Genomic DNA, 14,130 nt, shown 5'->3' with positions numbered 1-14,130 from the left:
TGAATCCAGATCACGCCGCGCCGGGCTGTCGGCGGGCGTCGCACCGGGCTCACCCCCGAGCACGGTCCTGTGGAAAACAGTCTACGGACCTCCGCACGCTCGTCCGGACGGGCAAGCGACGTTGCGGGGCCGATTCGGTCACATCCGGCGATGAGCCGGGACGAGACAGGCGATCGCCTCCACATGGTGGGTCAGCGGGAACGCGTCGAAGGCACGGATGTCGCGCGGCCGGTATCCCTGCTCCGCGAACAGGGCCAGATCGCGGGCGAACCGACCGACGTCACAGCCCACGTGCACGATGACGTCCGGATCGGCGTCGGTGACCGCGCCGATCACCGCCGCGCCTGCGCCGGTCCGCGGTGGGTCGAGGACGACGACATCCGGGCTCGGCAACGCGGCCGACGTCGCCGCCACCTCCCCACGGTGGAGTGCCACGCGCTCGTCGCCGGCGAAGGTCTGCTCGGCGGAGGTGAGGGCGACGGGGTCGGATTCGACGACGTGGACGGCCCCCACCGCGTTGCCTTCGATCGCCCTGTCGAGGAGGGCGGCAGCGAAGATCCCCGCGCCTCCGTACAGGTCCCACGCCACCGCGGCATCCGACCTCGGGTGCACTCCGGCGGCGGCGACCATGTCGACGACCGTGTCGGCGTACACGCCCGGCGCCGCACGATGTGCCTGCCAGAACGCCGGCACGGGGATCTGCCAGACGCGGTCGCCGACCCGATGGGCGGCCGTCACGTCGCCGTCCACGACCCGCTGCGCACGGACCGATTCGCGTCGTCGACGCGCCGACTGGGTGGCCGTACGGTCTCCGCGGCGGCCCCGGCCCCGTCGGGCCGGCGGTGTCACCGGTCCGAGTTCGGTCACATGCCGTCGGCCGTGCATGTCGGCGACGACGGCGAGCTCGGCACCGGGCGTGAGGGTCATGTCGTCCAGGCCGTCCAGCAGGCCGGGCGACGGCGCGGCACATCGATGGCCGGTGACGATCCGCGATCCACGAAACGCGTGCATGCCGGCGCGGCCGTCGTCGTCGACGCCGAGTCGGGTGCGCACCCGCCACCCGGTGCCGTCGTCGCCCAGTGATCGGACGACCTCGTCGTCGACGCCGGCCGCCGCGAGGTCCGCGTCGTCGAACCCGCCGATCCGTCCGAGGGCATCGGAGAGGATCTGTGCCTTCAGCGTGCGGGCGTGCGAAACGTCGATGTATCCGAGGTCGCAGCAGCCGGCGCCGTGCCGGGCGGCGTCGCACGGCGACATCACACGATGCGCCGACGGCTCGAGGATCTCGACGACCTCCGCCCGTCGGAAGCTCGCCCGGCGATCGTCGACGACCCGTGCACGGACGAGCTCCCCGGGCACGGCGCCGCGGACGAACACCACCTGTCCGTCGACGCGTCCGACGGCCTCGCCGCCGTTGGCCGGCCGGTCCGGGCGCACGACGAGCTCCGGCATCGGATCACCGGGGTCCAGGGATGCGGTCACCGGGGTTCCGAGTCGCCGCCCAGGGCGCGACGGGTGTCGCCGGGGGCCGAGTAGACGAGGTCTCGGTTCTTGAGTCGGTCGGACGAGGTGAGCTGCCACGGCACCGAGGTGACCATGACGCCCGGTTCGAACAGCAGCCGGCCCTTCAGCCGCAGTGCCGACTGATTGTGCAGGATCTGTTCCCACCAGTGCCCGACGACGTATTCGGGGATGAACACGGTGATGACGTCTCGTGGCGACTCCCGGCGGACCCGGCGCACGTACTCGATGACCGGACGGGTGATCTCGCGGTACGGCGACGCGATCACCTTGAGCGGCACGGTGATGTCGCTGGCCTCCCATTGCGAGACGAGCTTGCGGGTGTCGCGGTCGTCGACGTTGACCGTGATCGCCTCGAGGACGTCGGGTCTGGTCGCACGGGCGTAGAGAACCGCACGCTTGGTCGCGAGGTGCAGCGTGGACACCAGGACGATCGAGTGGGTCCGGCTCGGCAGCACCACGTCCTCCTCCTGCCGCTCGAGTTCGCGTTGCACCGTCGCGTAGTGGTGGTGGATCAGCTTCATCAGGATGAAGAGCAGCACCATGGCGAGGATCGCGATCCAGGCTCCCGCGGTGAACTTGGTGAGGAGCACCACGATCAGGACGGTCGCTGTCATGACCAGGCCGATCGCGTTGATGACGCGCGACTGCATCATCTTCCGGCGCGCCCGCGGGTCGGTCTCGGTCCGCAGGTGTCGCGTCCAGTGCCGGACCATGCCGGTCTGACTCAGCGTGAACGAGACGAACACACCGACGATGTAGAGCTGGATCAGCTTGGTGACCTCGGCGCCGAAGGCGACCACGAAGATGATCGCGACCAGCGCCAGGAACACGATGCCGTTGGAGAACGCCAGGCGGTCGCCGCGGGTGTGCAGCTGCCGGGGCAGATAGCGGTCCTGGGCGAGCACCGACCCGAGGACCGGGAATCCGTTGAACGCCGTGTTCGCGGCGAGCATCAGGATCAGTGCGGTCGCGGTGGCGACGAAATAGAAGCCGGGCGTGAAGGAGTCGAACACCGCGTGGGCCAGTTGCGCGATCATCGCCTTCTGCTGATAGCCCTCCGGGGCCCCGATGAGGTCCTGTGCCGGGTTCATCACGTACTTGGCACCGATCTGCTGCGCGAGCAGGACGATGCCCAGCAGCAACACGATCGAGAACGCACCGAGCATGAACAGGGTCGAGGCGGCGTTGCGCGACTTGGGTTTCCGGAACGCCGGTACGCCGTTGCTGATCGCCTCCACGCCGGTCAGGGCCGCACAGCCGGAGGAGAAGGCCCGTGCGATGAGGAACACGAAGGCGATCCCGACGAGGTGATCGTGCTCGGCACGGATGGTGAAGTCGGCGGTCTCGGACTCGATGTCCTGGCCGAGGACGAAGATCTCGATGAAGCCCCATCCCAGCATCGCGAGGACACCGATGATGAATGCGTAGGTGGGTATCGCCAGGACGGAGCCCGACTCCCTGATGCCGCGCAGGTTCACCGCCGCGAGCAGCACGATGGCCGCCACGCAGAACCAGACCTTGTGTTGGGACACGAACGGGATCGCCGAACCGATGTTCTCCGCCGCCGACGAGATCGAGACGGCCACGGTGAGGATGTAGTCGACGAGCAGTGCACTGCCGACGGTGAGACCGGCGTTGGGGCCCAGGTTGACCGTGGCGACCTCGTAGTCGCCGCCGCCCGAGGGATAGGCGTGGACGTTCTGCCGGTAGCTGGCCACCACCACGACCATCACGACCGCCACGGCGAGCGCCACCCACGGTGTGAAGGCCAGCGCACTCAGTCCGGCAACCGACAGGACGAGGAAGATCTCCTGGGGCGCATAGGCCACCGACGACATGGCATCGGAGGCGAACACCGGGAGCGCGATGCGCTTGGGCAACAAGGTGTGACCCAGTCTGTCGCTACGGAACGGGCGACCGAGCAGCAACCTTTTGGCCGCGACGGACACCTTGGACACGGTGGACACCAGGCAACACTAGAGCGTGTAGTAGACAAAGGCCATAAGAGGCCCGCTTCGGCGATCATCCCGCCCGCCCGACGGGTCGTACGGGTAGGTTCGATGCGTCCGCGCTGCGTGCGGACGACGACCACAGACGTTCGGGCCGGCCGTCCCGGCCGGATCTCCACGCCTCGGGAAGGGTGCACGTGCAGGTAGTCATCATGGGATGCGGACGCGTGGGGTCGGCGCTGGCGATGGCGATGCAGAAGCGCGGCCACCAGGTCGCCATCATCGACCGCGATCACTCCGCCTTCGTCCGTCTGGGTCCGGATTTCCGGGGTACCAAGGTGATCGGGGTGGGCTTCGACCGCGAGGTGCTGACCCGCGCCGGTATCGAGCAGGCCGACGCGTTCGCGGCCGTGTCCTCGGGCGACAACTCGAACATCATCGCCGCCCGGGTGGCCCGCGAGACCTTCGGGATCGAGCGCGTCGTCGCCCGGATCTACGACGCCAAACGCGCCGAGGTCTACGAACGACTCGGCATCCCCACCGTCGCCACCGTGCCGTGGACGACAGAGCGATTCGTCTCCGCCCTCGGCGAGACCTCGACGACCACCGAATGGCGCGACCCGTCCGGCTCGCTGGCCATCGCCCAGCTCGATGTCGACGAGTCCTGGATCGGTGTGACCGTCGGCAAGTTCCAGGAACAGACCGGCGCCCGCATCGCCTTCCTCAACCGGGTCGGACGACCGATCCTTCCTGATGTCAAAACCGTTCTGCAGCAAGATGATCTGGTCTTCGCGGCGATCCTGATCGACAATCTCGACGATGCCCGGACGGCGGCACGCTCGCCCCGGACCAGTACGGACTGACCCGAGTTCGGAGGAAGGAAGACGATGAAGGTCGCCATCGCCGGTGCCGGCGCGGTCGGACGGTCGATCGCTCGCGAGTTGCTGCTCAACGGGCACGAGGTCACCCTCTTCGAGCGCAACACCGGCCACATCGAGACCGAGGCCGTCCCCCAGGCGACGTGGGTGCAGGCCGACGCCTGCGAGCTGAGCAATCTCGAGCAGGCCGAACTGCAGACGTTCGACGTGATGGTCGCGGCGACCGGCGACGACAAAGCCAACCTGGTCGTCAGCCTGCTGGCGAAGACCGAGTTCGCGGTCAATCGGGTCGTCGCCCGCGTGAACGATCCCCGCAACGAGTGGCTGTTCGACGAGGACTGGGGTGTCGACGTCGCCGTGTCGACGCCACGAATCCTCGCCTCCCTCGTCGAGGAGGCGGTATCCGTGGGTGATCTGGTGCGGCTGATGACGTTTCGTCAGGGGCAGGCCAATCTGGTGGAACTCACCCTGCCGCCCAACACTCCGCTCGCGGGCAAGCCGGTACGCAAGCTCGATCTGCCGCGCGACGCGGCGCTCGTCGCGATCCTGCGCGGTGGCCGGGTGATCGTGCCCCAGTCCGACGACCCGATCGAAGGTGGCGACGAACTCGTCTTCATCGCCCCGGCCGAGGCGGAACCCGCACTGCACGAGGCGATGCAGCTCAGCTGAGGGACGGCTCCCCGGCCGCCGCCGCGGATCAGCGCAGCGGCTGTTCGGGGGACCCGGACTCGACCTGGGCAGCATCCCTGTCCGGCTGCCCGTCGCGCTGGTCCTCGTCGCGCGTGGCACGTCGGACCAGGACGATCGTGGCGAGGACGGCCAGCGCCGTGAGCGGCCATCCCATGGCGATCCGCGCGACGGCCAGCCACCCGGTGCTGCCGTGATCGTAGAGCTCCGATTGCGTGAGGTAGCGCGCGGCGAACACCAGCGCCCAGAACGCGGTGGCGATGTCGTAGGCGATCAGCGTGCGGCGGTGTTTACGCCAGCCCATGCCCTCACCGCTGATGAGGTTCCAGGCGACACCGATCAGCGGCCATCGCACCAGGATCGACAGGACGAACACGATCGCGTAGACCAGCGTGGTCCAGATGCCGAACAGGAAGTACCCTTTCGCGTCTCCGACGCGGTGGGCGATGAACACACAGATCGCGACTCCGATGAGTCCGGAGATCGCCGGGTTGAGCGGCTCACGGCGGACCAGTCGCACGCAGAAGATCAGAGCGGCGACGACAAGCGCCGCGATCATGGCCGGCTGCAGTCCCCAGATCGCGTTGACCGGCACGAAGACGACGATCGGCACGGTCGAGTAGATCAGGCCGGACACGCCACCCATCTGTTCGAGGATCGATGGCGACGACCCGCCCTCCCCCGAGGACCCCGCAGGATCGTCGGAGGGGATGTCACTCGTCTTCCGGGCCATACAGCTCGTAGTAGGGGTTGTAGATCAGCTTGGTGCCCTCGTGTTCGGCGAGCCGACCGCGCACGGTCAGCTTGCGACCGGGCTCGATGCCGGGGATGCGGTTACGTCCGAGCCACTTGAGCAACACGGTGTCCGAACCGTCGAAGAACTCCGCCTTGACGCCGGCCTTGGCGCTGCGCGAACACGTCTCCACCGACCGCAGCTCGCCGTGCATGGTGACCTCGTCGCCGCGACAACACTCGGCGGCGCGCTGGGCTCCGGTCGCGCGGGATTCCTCGGCGATCTGCTCTGCGTCGGCATCACCGAGGTCCTCGGTCAGCCGGCGCGTCAACCGCTTGAGATAGCCGGTGGTAGCCATCACACCCTCCTGGGTGATTCATCTCGATGAGACGTCGGGCGGTAGCTGACGGCCCTGTTTACAGTCGCCAGAGTAATCCCGACCGTGCTCTCTGTACAACGTCGGGCATGATCATGACATGCCCGCCATCGAGGGGTCGGATCCGAGGGGTCCACAGTTGCTCATCGGCATGCCGGGCACCGGATCCGACGCCGATTACGTGCGCCGCGCGTTCGGTCCCGCGGCCGATGAGTCCGGTCTCACACTCGTGGCACTCGAGCCGTCCGAACGCCTCGTCGCCGATCATCTGAGACGACTCGACGAGCTGGCGGACGTGTACGGTCCACCGGTCGTCGGCGGGGTGTCGATCGGCGCGGCGATCGCGCTCGCCTGGGCGCTGCAGAATCCGTGTGGGGGCGTGTGGGCGGCTCTGCCGGCGTGGACCGGCGACCCGGCGACGGCGCCCGCCGCGTGGAGCGCGACCGCGACCGCACGGGCACTGCAGAGCGACGGGTTGGAACACACGATCGCGATGATGTCGGCGACGAGCCCTCCGTGGCTGGCCGCCGAACTCGGGCGTTCGTGGCGGGCGTTGCATCCACGCCTGCTCGATCAACTCGCCGAGGCGGCATCGTTCCGCGCTCCGGGTCTCGACGACATCGCCACATTGACGGCACCGATCGCGGTCACCATCGCCGTCGACGACCCGGTACACCCCGGTCAGGTCGGCCGGGACTGGGCGACGGCGGCACCCCGCTCCTCGTTGACCGAGGTCGGACTCGAGGACTGGGGCAACGATCCATCGATTCTCGGATTCGCCTGTGCACGCGGGTGGTCGGCGATGCGCGGACCCACCGGGCCCGTCGGGCACAAGCCCCCGCCCGACTGACGATTCACCCGACGGCGGCGCTCACTGACGTCGATTACGCCGGAATCGCTGCATCGCCGATCCCGACGAGCGCGGTGCCTCGTCCTCGGGGTCGGGGTCGACATCGCGGTCCGGCTCGTCGTCCGACGGCGATGCTGGCTCCTCGCCGTACACGGTGGCCGAGGCAAGTTGGTCGATCGCGCCACCGGCCGGCGCGTCCGCCGGCTGCCCGCCCGGCGGCACCGATGACTCCGGCTGTTCGGCGGACTGCTCGGCCTGCATCTGTTCCTGCGCGGCCGCGACCTGCTCGGCCAGCACCGGCGGCAACACGATCGGCAGAGCGTCCCGCGGCGGGTGCGGATCGGTGCCCCGTCGCACCACCGATTCGGCGAGCACCGCTCGTGCGAGGCGACCGAGTTCGTCGGCGGAGTCGTCGGGTCCGCTGGCGATGCAGCGCACCATCCACCGCGGGCCGTCGACACCGACGAACCGGTGGGCGGCACCCGGAACGGTCGCCACCACCTCGCGGCCCCAATGGCCGTCCTCGATCGCGACCTGCGCTCCTTCGTCGCGCAGCGATCCGGCGAGCTCGGTCACCACCTCCCGCCACAGTCCGGGCGACTTGGGTGCGGCGAATGCGCTCACACTGATCCGTCCGTGCGGCGTCACCAGATAGACGGCCTCCGGCTGGTGCTCCGCCGACATCTCGACGGTCACCTGTCCACCCTCGACGACAGGTACCAGCACCGACCCGAGGTCCAGGTGCGAGTTCTCCAGGTCCTCCGGCGGCGTTGCGAGCGCCTCGATGTCATAGGGGCCCTGTGCCGAACCGATCGTCAGATCGTTCTCGTCGTCGCGTGCCATCTTGTTCTGTCCACTCCTCGGGTCCGGATGCGCAGACGACGCCGTCAGGCGCCGGTCTCGCCGTCGATATCGGGGGCGACCTCCGCAAGGATCGCGTGGCCGCCGCTCGAGCCGTAGCCGCCGGCTCCGCGGCTCGTCTCGTCGAGTTCATCGACCTCGACGAAGTCGGGCAACTCGACACGCTGGACGAGCAACTGTGCGATCCGGTCGCCACGCCCGATGGTGATCGTCTCCGCGGAATCGAGATTGATCAGGCAGACCTTGATCTCGCCGCGGTAGCCGGCGTCGATGGTGCCCGGGGTGTTGACGATGGAGAGACCCGCACGCGCGGCAAGACCCGAGCGGGGATGGATGAGGCCGACCGTGCCGACCGGAAGCGCGATCGCGATACCCGTCGGCACCAGTTGACGACGGCCGGGCGCCAATTCGAGGTCGATCGTCGAACACAGATCGACACCCGCGTCGCCCGGGTGTGCCCGGGTGGGAAGGGGTATGCCGGGATCGAGGCGACGGACCGCGACGGGCCCGATCGGATCAGGCCGGCTGGATGAAGTGGTGGAGGGATTCGGCGCCACGAGGGAAGACTACGCTGGTCGCGTGAGTACCCCAGCATCACCCGAGAATCCGACGGGTCGCCCCTCCGGCGACGACGCCGGCACCTCCGCCGGACACGGGAACCGACCGGCGCCAGAACACAACTCGGGTTCAGACCGCTACCACGAACGGCTGTACGTGCCGCTGTGGTGGTGGTTGGCCGCCGCAGTCGTGACGGGTGTCGTCGGCTACGAGATCCAGCTGTCCGCCCGGGATTCCGTGTGGAGCATTGCCGGCTATGTGGCCGTGGGCCTGCTGTGCGCGTGGATGCTGTGGTCGCTGGGCCGGCCGTCGGTGAGGGTGACCGCCGACGGTCAGTTACAGGCGGGTCGGGCACGGCTCCCGCGCTCGGTCATCGCCCGCGGCGCAACGGTACCGGCCACCGCGAAGAGTGCGGCGCTCGGTCGTCAGCTCGATCCCGCGGCTTTCCTGGTCCACAAGGCGTGGGTGAAGACGATGGTGCTGTTGGTGCTCGACGATCCCGACGATCCGACACCGTATTGGCTGGTGTCGACACGGGATCCGTCCGCGGTGCTCGCGGCGCTCGACGTGCCGGATGCGGCCGCGGAGGCGGGGATCGCCGACTGACGTCGACGGCGGGGCCGGCAGCGGCCCCGCTCGACCCACTGTGGTTCGCCCGTGTGTTCAGGGGCTGGAATTACAGATCCAGTGGGGCTGCCGCCGGACCGGGACCTGGTGTCAGGCGCAGTCGACGCAGATCAGCGACGAACCGTTCTCGCGGGCCAGCCGGCTGCGGTGATAGACGAGAAAACAGCTGGTGCAGGTGAACTCGTCGGCCTGCTTGGGGATCACACGAACCGACAACTCCTCGCCGGACAGGTCTGCACCCGGCAGTTCGAACGATTCTGCGGTATCACTCTCGTCGACGTCGACGGCCGAGGACTGCGCTTCGCTGCGCCGCGCCTTCAGCTCCTCGAGAGAATCCTCGCTGATGTCCTCGGTCTCCGTGCGTCGCGGCGCGTCGTAATCAGTAGCCATTGTGTGCCTTACCTGGTGTGAGAGTGTGAGGGGCGCTCTGCGGATGCCGGCTTGTGGCCGAGCAAACATGAGGTGCCTGAGCCCGCCGGGATTGTCTTGCCGGCGGCGCCACTACAACGTCATGACCGGTGCAATTCGTTACCCAGAACCCCGCGGATCGTCGTGATCTTTGTCACAGCCGGATCACGTTCTCTCCGCACGTCCCCCTCTGGCTTAGGAGGTCGGGCGCCCGAAGCTTAGTGCACCGATGCGGCTGGGTCAACGATCTCTTCGCGGAGATCATTCCCGTGCGTGTCGAGGCAGTCCTCGAGTCTCCGCGGCAGGGGGTGTCCGGCCTGCCTCCGCACCGGGCGGAGGCACACCCTCTACAGTGGTGCCGCAAGGCCGACGGAGTGAAGGAGCCAGTTCACGGTGGTGTCGCAGATTACCGCGGGAACCCCGGTCGACCCGCGCGGTCGCCCATTCCGTCGTCGCCGGTACATCCCGGCGGTCATCGCCGCAGTCGTCCTGCTCGTCGGGGCACTCATCGTATGGGCGGTCGCGCTGCGCGGTTCCGGTGGGGCCGCCGTGCCGACCGCCTGCAATCAACCTTCTCCTGCCTCCGCGTCGGCGTCAGCGCCTCTCGCCCCGGCAGGTGCACCCGCACCGCCGTCCACCGCGCCGCCGACGCTCACCGACGTCGACCGCCAGGAGATGCTGCAGGTCGCTCCCGCGGCACTGTCGACGTTCCAGGTGCGAGTCCTGAACGCGTCGGCGCAGCGCGGGGCCGCCCAGTCCGTCTCCGACGATCTCACCTCGCAAGGATTCAGCCCCGTCCCCGACGCCCCGTACGCCGACGACACGCTCTATCCGAATCAGGACCTGGCCTGCTACGGGCAGATCCGATTCGGTCCCGCCGGAAAGGCGAGCGCCGCCGCGGTGTGGCTGGCACTCCCCTGTGCCCAGCTCGTCGACGACGGCCGTCAGGGCACGTCCGTCGACGTCGCTCTCGGCGAGTACTACGAGGGCCGGGAGCAGACGCAGGACGCCCAGGCCGCACTCGAGGCGTTGCGCTCAGCCGACCCGAAGAATCCCCAGACGGGCGCCGACCCCGCGCTGGTCGCAGCGGTGCACTCCGCCTCCTGCTGAACGATCGCCAACGCCCGCCGTTGCCGCACTCTCAATCGGGCATCGCCCGTCTGGCCCCGACGTCGTCGAGCAGCCGCACGAACGCCTCGGCGATCCCCGGCGCGGCGGCGATGGTCACATGCCCGTCCGATGACCGCGATTGCGGTGGCGGAGTGTGGACAACGGCCCCCGCCTCGGCGGCGATGAGTGCGCCCGCGGCCCAATCCCAGGGACTCAGTCCGTGCTCGTAATGGGCGTCGACGGCACCACTGGCGACCATGCACAGGTCCAACGCAGCGGCGCCCACCCGGCGCAGATCGCGAATCCGGGGCAGCAGATCCGCGACGATGGCGCCCTGGGCGCTTCGACGACCCGCACCGTAGGAGAACCCGGTGGCGACGAGCGCGAGATCCAGCCGGTCGATCGGATTGCACGACAATGCGGCGGGGCCGTTGCCGGTGTCGACCCGGGCACCACCGCCCGCCGATGCGGAGTACGTGATCGCGCGGGCGACATCGACCACCGCGCCTGCCACCGATCGTCCGTCCACCTGTGCCGCGACGGAGACGGCGTAGGCGGGGATGCCGTACATGAAGTTGACCGTGCCGTCGATCGGGTCGACGACCCAGCGCACCCCCGACGGAACCTCGACCGTGCCACCGGCCTCCTCCCCCAGGACCTCGTCGTCCGGTCGTTGCTCGCGCAACTCCCGTCGGATCAATTGCTCGGTCTCGGTGTCGGCGAGGGTCACCGGATCGGTTGGCGTCGACTTCGTCGCGACCGGCGCCGGCCCGTCGGCGCGGGTGCCGGGCCGGGGATCATGTCCCGGGTCGGTACCGAAGAGTTGTGGCCGGCGCATCCGGACGTGGTCGGCTGCACGCTCCGCCACATCGATCGCGACACGTTCGAGTTCGGCGAAACCGGCGGCATCCGTCACGCACCTATGTCAACACACCTGCGCAAGCCGCGCCCACACGGGACCGGTGGGCGATCTCCCGGCGTCATCGAGGTGTCGGATTCGTGTCGACGGCAGCATGGCAGCGGCGGGCTGGATAGCCTTAGACCACAGCAGTTCCCGTGGGTTCATCCAGAGAGGACATCGATATGACCGACGTCGAGACAGCGAGCACCGCCACGGACACGTCGGCCAGGACACTCGGCTTCGGCGTGGATGTCGGCGGTTCCGGGATCAAGGGCGGGATCGTGGACCTGCAGACCGGTCAGCTCGTGGGTGAGCGGTTCAAGGTCCTCACCCCTCAGCCGGCGACCCCCGACTCGGTCGCCGGGGGCGTGGCCGAGGTCGTCGATCACTTCGGTTGGGCGGGACCCGTCGGGATCACGCTCCCCGGTGTCGTCACCGACGGCACGATGCGGACCGCCGCCAACATCGACAAGAGCTGGATCGGCACCGAGGTCTACAACCTGTTCGGGAACGCTCTCGGCGGCCGCGCGGTCTCGGTCCTCAACGATGCCGACGCAGCGGGTATGGCCGAGGACCGGTTCGGCGGCGGGGCCGGCGTCGACGGCGTGATCATGCTGCTCACCCTCGGCACCGGCATCGGTACCGCACTGCTGATCAACGGCACCCTCGTACCCAACACGGAACTCGGGCACCTGGTCATCGACGGCAAGGAAGCCGAGCACCGCGCGTCGTCGAAAGTGAAGGAGGACAAGGGCTGGTCGTACGAGAAATGGGCCGGCAAGCTGTCGGATGTCCTCGAGGTCTACGAGGCACTCCTGTGGCCGACGTTGTTCATCGTCGGCGGCGGGATCAGCAGGAAGTCGGACAAGTGGATTCCGTATCTGACGAACACGACACCGGTGGTCCCGGCGACCCTGCTCAACACGGCGGGTATCGTCGGCGCCGCGATGGCCGTGGACGCCGGCCTCCGCACGTGATCACCGACGGCCGTCGAGTACGTCGTCTCCACGGTGCGACAGCCCACTGACCTGGGCTTTGCCACATCACGAGATGCGATGTCGTTACAATGGTCCACACCGGTCATCACGGACCGAGAATTCAAGCCCTGCTCCGCGTCGGCGCATGCCGCCGTGAGTGATTCACGATAGTCAGTTCCGAAAGGTTGTACGTGGCAGCCACCAAGACCCGACAGGCCGACGTCGACGACTCAACAGACGCGACTACCGCCACGGAGAACGCGCCGGCCAAGCCCGCCGCCAAAAAGGTCGCCAAGAAGGCCCCCGCTCGCAAGGCCACCGCGAAGAAGGCGGCCAAGAAGGCTCCTGCCAAACGCGGTGCGAAGAAGGCCACCAAGCCGGCCGGTGCCGACAGTCCCGACGACGTCGAGGACGACGCCGGTTCGATCGACGACATCGACGCGCCCGACGGTGAACTCGACGAGGACGTCGAGATCGACGACGATCTCGAGGTCGACGACGACGAGGACGAAGCCGACGACGGCGACGACGAGACCGAGGCGGAGTCCACTCCGGCGGCAGCCGACCCCGCGAAGCCGGCGACGGCTCGCGCGAAGGCAGCCGAGGAGAAGGAGAACAGCAAGACCGCCGGCGACTTCGTCTGGGACGAAGAGGAATCCGAAGCCCTGCGTCAGGCTCGCAAGGACGCCGAACTCACCGCGTCCGCCGACTCGGTCCGCGCCTACCTCAAGCAGATCGGCAAGGTCGCGCTGCTCAACGCCGAGGAAGAGGTCGAGCTCGCCAAGCGCATCGAGGCCGGCCTGTTCGCGACGGAGCGCCTGCGTCGCATCGTCGACTCCGGAGAGAAGCTCAGCACGGCCTCCAAGCGGGATCTGAACTGGATCTCGCGTGACGGCAACCGCGCGAAGAACCATCTCCTCGAGGCCAACCTCCGACTCGTGGTGTCGCTCGCCAAGCGCTACACCGGCCGCGGCATGGCGTTCCTGGATCTCATCCAGGAGGGCAATCTCGGTCTCATCCGCGCGGTCGAGAAGTTCGACTACACCAAGGGCTACAAGTTCTCCACGTACGCCACCTGGTGGATTCGTCAGGCGATCACCCGCGCGATGGCCGACCAGGCCCGCACCATCCGCATCCCGGTGCACATGGTCGAGGTCATCAACAAGCTCGGTCGCATCCAGCGTGAGCTCCTCCAGGATCTGGGCCGCGAGCCCACCCCGGAGGAGCTCGCCAAGGAGATGGACATCACGCCGGAGAAGGTGCTGGAGATCCAGCAGTACGCGCGCGAGCCCATCTCGCTGGATCAGACCATCGGCGACGAGGGCGACAGTCAGCTCGGCGACTTCATCGAGGACTCCGAGGCCGTGGTGGCCGTCGACGCGGTGAGCTTCACGCTGCTGCAGGATCAGCTGCAGTCGGTGCTCGAGACGCTCTCCGAGCGCGAGGCCGGCGTCGTACGGCTGCGGTTCGGGCTCACCGACGGACAGCCCCGCACCCTCGACGAGATCGGGCAGGTGTACGGCGTCACGCGCGAGCGCATCCGTCAGATCGAGTCGAAGACGATGTCGAAACTGCGTCACCCGTCGCGGTCGCAGGTGCTGCGCGACTACCTCGACTGACCGGGGACAGACGACCCACGAGGGGATCATCGCACGAGCGATGGTCCCCTCGCCCGTCTCGCGGCGCAGGCT

15 protein-coding genes are annotated in these 14,130 nt (G+C 68.4%); 7 read left to right on the top strand and 8 right to left on the bottom strand.

Translation table 11 applies throughout. The features are described 5' to 3' along the window. Positions 1-138 precede the first annotated feature (138 nt). Both QSJ19_RS19560 and QSJ19_RS19555 read right to left on the bottom strand, forming a co-directional pair. A complete protein-coding gene (locus tag QSJ19_RS19560; RefSeq protein ID WP_286322703.1) occupies positions 139-1,452 on the bottom strand; it encodes a class I SAM-dependent RNA methyltransferase in 1,314 nt (437 codons plus the stop codon). Positions 1,453-1,478: 26 nt separating this feature from the next. Beyond that, a complete protein-coding gene (locus tag QSJ19_RS19555; RefSeq protein WP_286322657.1) occupies positions 1,479-3,491 on the bottom strand; it encodes an APC family permease in 2,013 nt (670 codons plus the stop codon). 179 nt (positions 3,492-3,670) lie between these two features. Between QSJ19_RS19555 and QSJ19_RS19550 the strand changes: the two genes are divergently transcribed. Together QSJ19_RS19550 and QSJ19_RS19545 are read left to right on the top strand one after the other, a co-directional pair. Next, a complete protein-coding gene (locus QSJ19_RS19550) occupies positions 3,671-4,336 on the top strand; it encodes a potassium channel family protein (protein WP_286322656.1) in 666 nt (221 codons plus the stop codon). Positions 4,337-4,360: 24 nt separating this feature from the next. Next, a complete protein-coding gene (locus tag QSJ19_RS19545) occupies positions 4,361-5,020 on the top strand; it encodes a potassium channel family protein (protein ID WP_286322655.1) in 660 nt (219 codons plus the stop codon). Between the two features lie 28 nt (positions 5,021-5,048). On the opposite strand, the gene QSJ19_RS19540 is transcribed toward QSJ19_RS19545, so the two are convergent. Together QSJ19_RS19540 and QSJ19_RS19535 are read right to left on the bottom strand one after the other, a co-directional pair. Beyond that, a complete protein-coding gene (locus QSJ19_RS19540) occupies positions 5,049-5,771 on the bottom strand; it encodes a DUF3159 domain-containing protein (protein WP_502876261.1) in 723 nt (240 codons plus the stop codon). After that, positions 5,752-6,129 (bottom strand): OB-fold nucleic acid binding domain-containing protein, encoded by a 378-nt coding sequence (locus QSJ19_RS19535; protein ID WP_286322654.1) that lies wholly within the window; start codon positions 6,127-6,129, stop codon positions 5,752-5,754. The genes QSJ19_RS19540 and QSJ19_RS19535 overlap by 20 nt, the downstream gene beginning before the upstream one ends. A gap of 118 nt (positions 6,130-6,247) precedes the next feature. Here QSJ19_RS19535 and QSJ19_RS19530 point away from each other — a divergent pair, with 118 nt between their 5' ends. Next, positions 6,248-6,997 (top strand): alpha/beta fold hydrolase, encoded by a 750-nt coding sequence (locus QSJ19_RS19530; RefSeq protein ID WP_286322653.1) that lies wholly within the window; start codon positions 6,248-6,250, stop codon positions 6,995-6,997. 21 nt (positions 6,998-7,018) lie between these two features. Here QSJ19_RS19530 and QSJ19_RS19525 read toward each other — a convergent pair whose 3' ends face one another. Together QSJ19_RS19525 and dut are read right to left on the bottom strand one after the other, a co-directional pair. Beyond that, positions 7,019-7,840, bottom strand: coding sequence for a DUF3710 domain-containing protein (locus QSJ19_RS19525; protein WP_286322652.1), 822 nt, complete (start codon positions 7,838-7,840; stop codon positions 7,019-7,021). A gap of 44 nt (positions 7,841-7,884) precedes the next feature. Beyond that, positions 7,885-8,415, bottom strand: coding sequence for a dUTP diphosphatase (dut, locus tag QSJ19_RS19520; RefSeq protein ID WP_286322651.1), 531 nt, complete (start codon positions 8,413-8,415; stop codon positions 7,885-7,887). A gap of 22 nt (positions 8,416-8,437) precedes the next feature. On the opposite strand from dut, the gene QSJ19_RS19515 reads away from it, so the two are divergent. Further along, on the top strand, positions 8,438-9,022 hold the full coding sequence (locus QSJ19_RS19515; RefSeq protein ID WP_286322650.1) for a DUF3093 domain-containing protein: 585 nt from the start codon (positions 8,438-8,440) through the stop codon (positions 9,020-9,022). A 111-nt stretch (positions 9,023-9,133) separates the two neighbouring features. Here QSJ19_RS19515 and QSJ19_RS19510 read toward each other — a convergent pair whose 3' ends face one another. Continuing rightward, entirely contained in the window at positions 9,134-9,433 is a 300-nt protein-coding gene (locus QSJ19_RS19510) for a DUF4193 domain-containing protein (protein WP_187582146.1), read from the bottom strand. Positions 9,434-9,844: 411 nt separating this feature from the next. On the opposite strand from QSJ19_RS19510, the gene cei reads away from it, so the two are divergent. Next, a complete protein-coding gene (gene cei, locus QSJ19_RS19505) occupies positions 9,845-10,561 on the top strand; it encodes an envelope integrity protein Cei (RefSeq protein ID WP_286322649.1) in 717 nt (238 codons plus the stop codon). Positions 10,562-10,592: 31 nt separating this feature from the next. On the opposite strand, the gene QSJ19_RS19500 is transcribed toward cei, so the two are convergent. Beyond that, a complete protein-coding gene (locus QSJ19_RS19500; protein WP_286322648.1) occupies positions 10,593-11,477 on the bottom strand; it encodes an inositol monophosphatase family protein in 885 nt (294 codons plus the stop codon). Positions 11,478-11,644: 167 nt separating this feature from the next. Here QSJ19_RS19500 and ppgK point away from each other — a divergent pair, with 167 nt between their 5' ends. Next, positions 11,645-12,439, top strand: a complete 795-nt coding sequence (gene ppgK, locus QSJ19_RS19495; RefSeq protein ID WP_286322647.1) for a polyphosphate--glucose phosphotransferase — start codon at positions 11,645-11,647, stop codon at positions 12,437-12,439. 191 nt (positions 12,440-12,630) lie between these two features. Beyond that, complete coding sequence (locus tag QSJ19_RS19490) at positions 12,631-14,058, top strand: RNA polymerase sigma factor (RefSeq protein WP_286322646.1); 1,428 nt, start codon at positions 12,631-12,633, stop codon at positions 14,056-14,058. Positions 14,059-14,130: the final 72 nt, after the last annotated feature.

It is taken from the genome of Gordonia sp. ABSL11-1, from assembly GCF_030315685.1.
Taxonomy (GTDB): domain Bacteria; phylum Actinomycetota; class Actinomycetes; order Mycobacteriales; family Mycobacteriaceae; genus Gordonia.
The sequence above is the reverse complement of the archived record's forward strand: the minus strand, read 5'-3'. Positions and strand labels throughout refer to the sequence as shown.

Coding starts and splice junctions, on each gene's coding strand:
- QSJ19_RS19545 (WP_286322655.1), top strand. CDS start 4,361: ATGAAGGTCGCCATCGCCGGTGCCGGCGCGGTCGGACGGTCGATCGCT.
- QSJ19_RS19530 (WP_286322653.1), top strand. CDS start 6,248: ATGCCCGCCATCGAGGGGTCGGATCCGAGGGGTCCACAGTTGCTCATC.
- QSJ19_RS19540 (WP_502876261.1), bottom strand. CDS start 5,771: ATGGCCCGGAAGACGAGTGACATCCCCTCCGACGATCCTGCGGGGTCC.
- QSJ19_RS19525 (WP_286322652.1), bottom strand. CDS start 7,840: ATGGCACGCGACGACGAGAACGATCTGACGATCGGTTCGGCACAGGGC.
- ppgK (WP_286322647.1), top strand. CDS start 11,645: ATGACCGACGTCGAGACAGCGAGCACCGCCACGGACACGTCGGCCAGG.
- QSJ19_RS19535 (WP_286322654.1), bottom strand. CDS start 6,129: ATGGCTACCACCGGCTATCTCAAGCGGTTGACGCGCCGGCTGACCGAG.
- QSJ19_RS19510 (WP_187582146.1), bottom strand. CDS start 9,433: ATGGCTACTGATTACGACGCGCCGCGACGCACGGAGACCGAGGACATC.
- QSJ19_RS19560 (WP_286322703.1), bottom strand. CDS start 1,452: ATGCCGGAGCTCGTCGTGCGCCCGGACCGGCCGGCCAACGGCGGCGAG.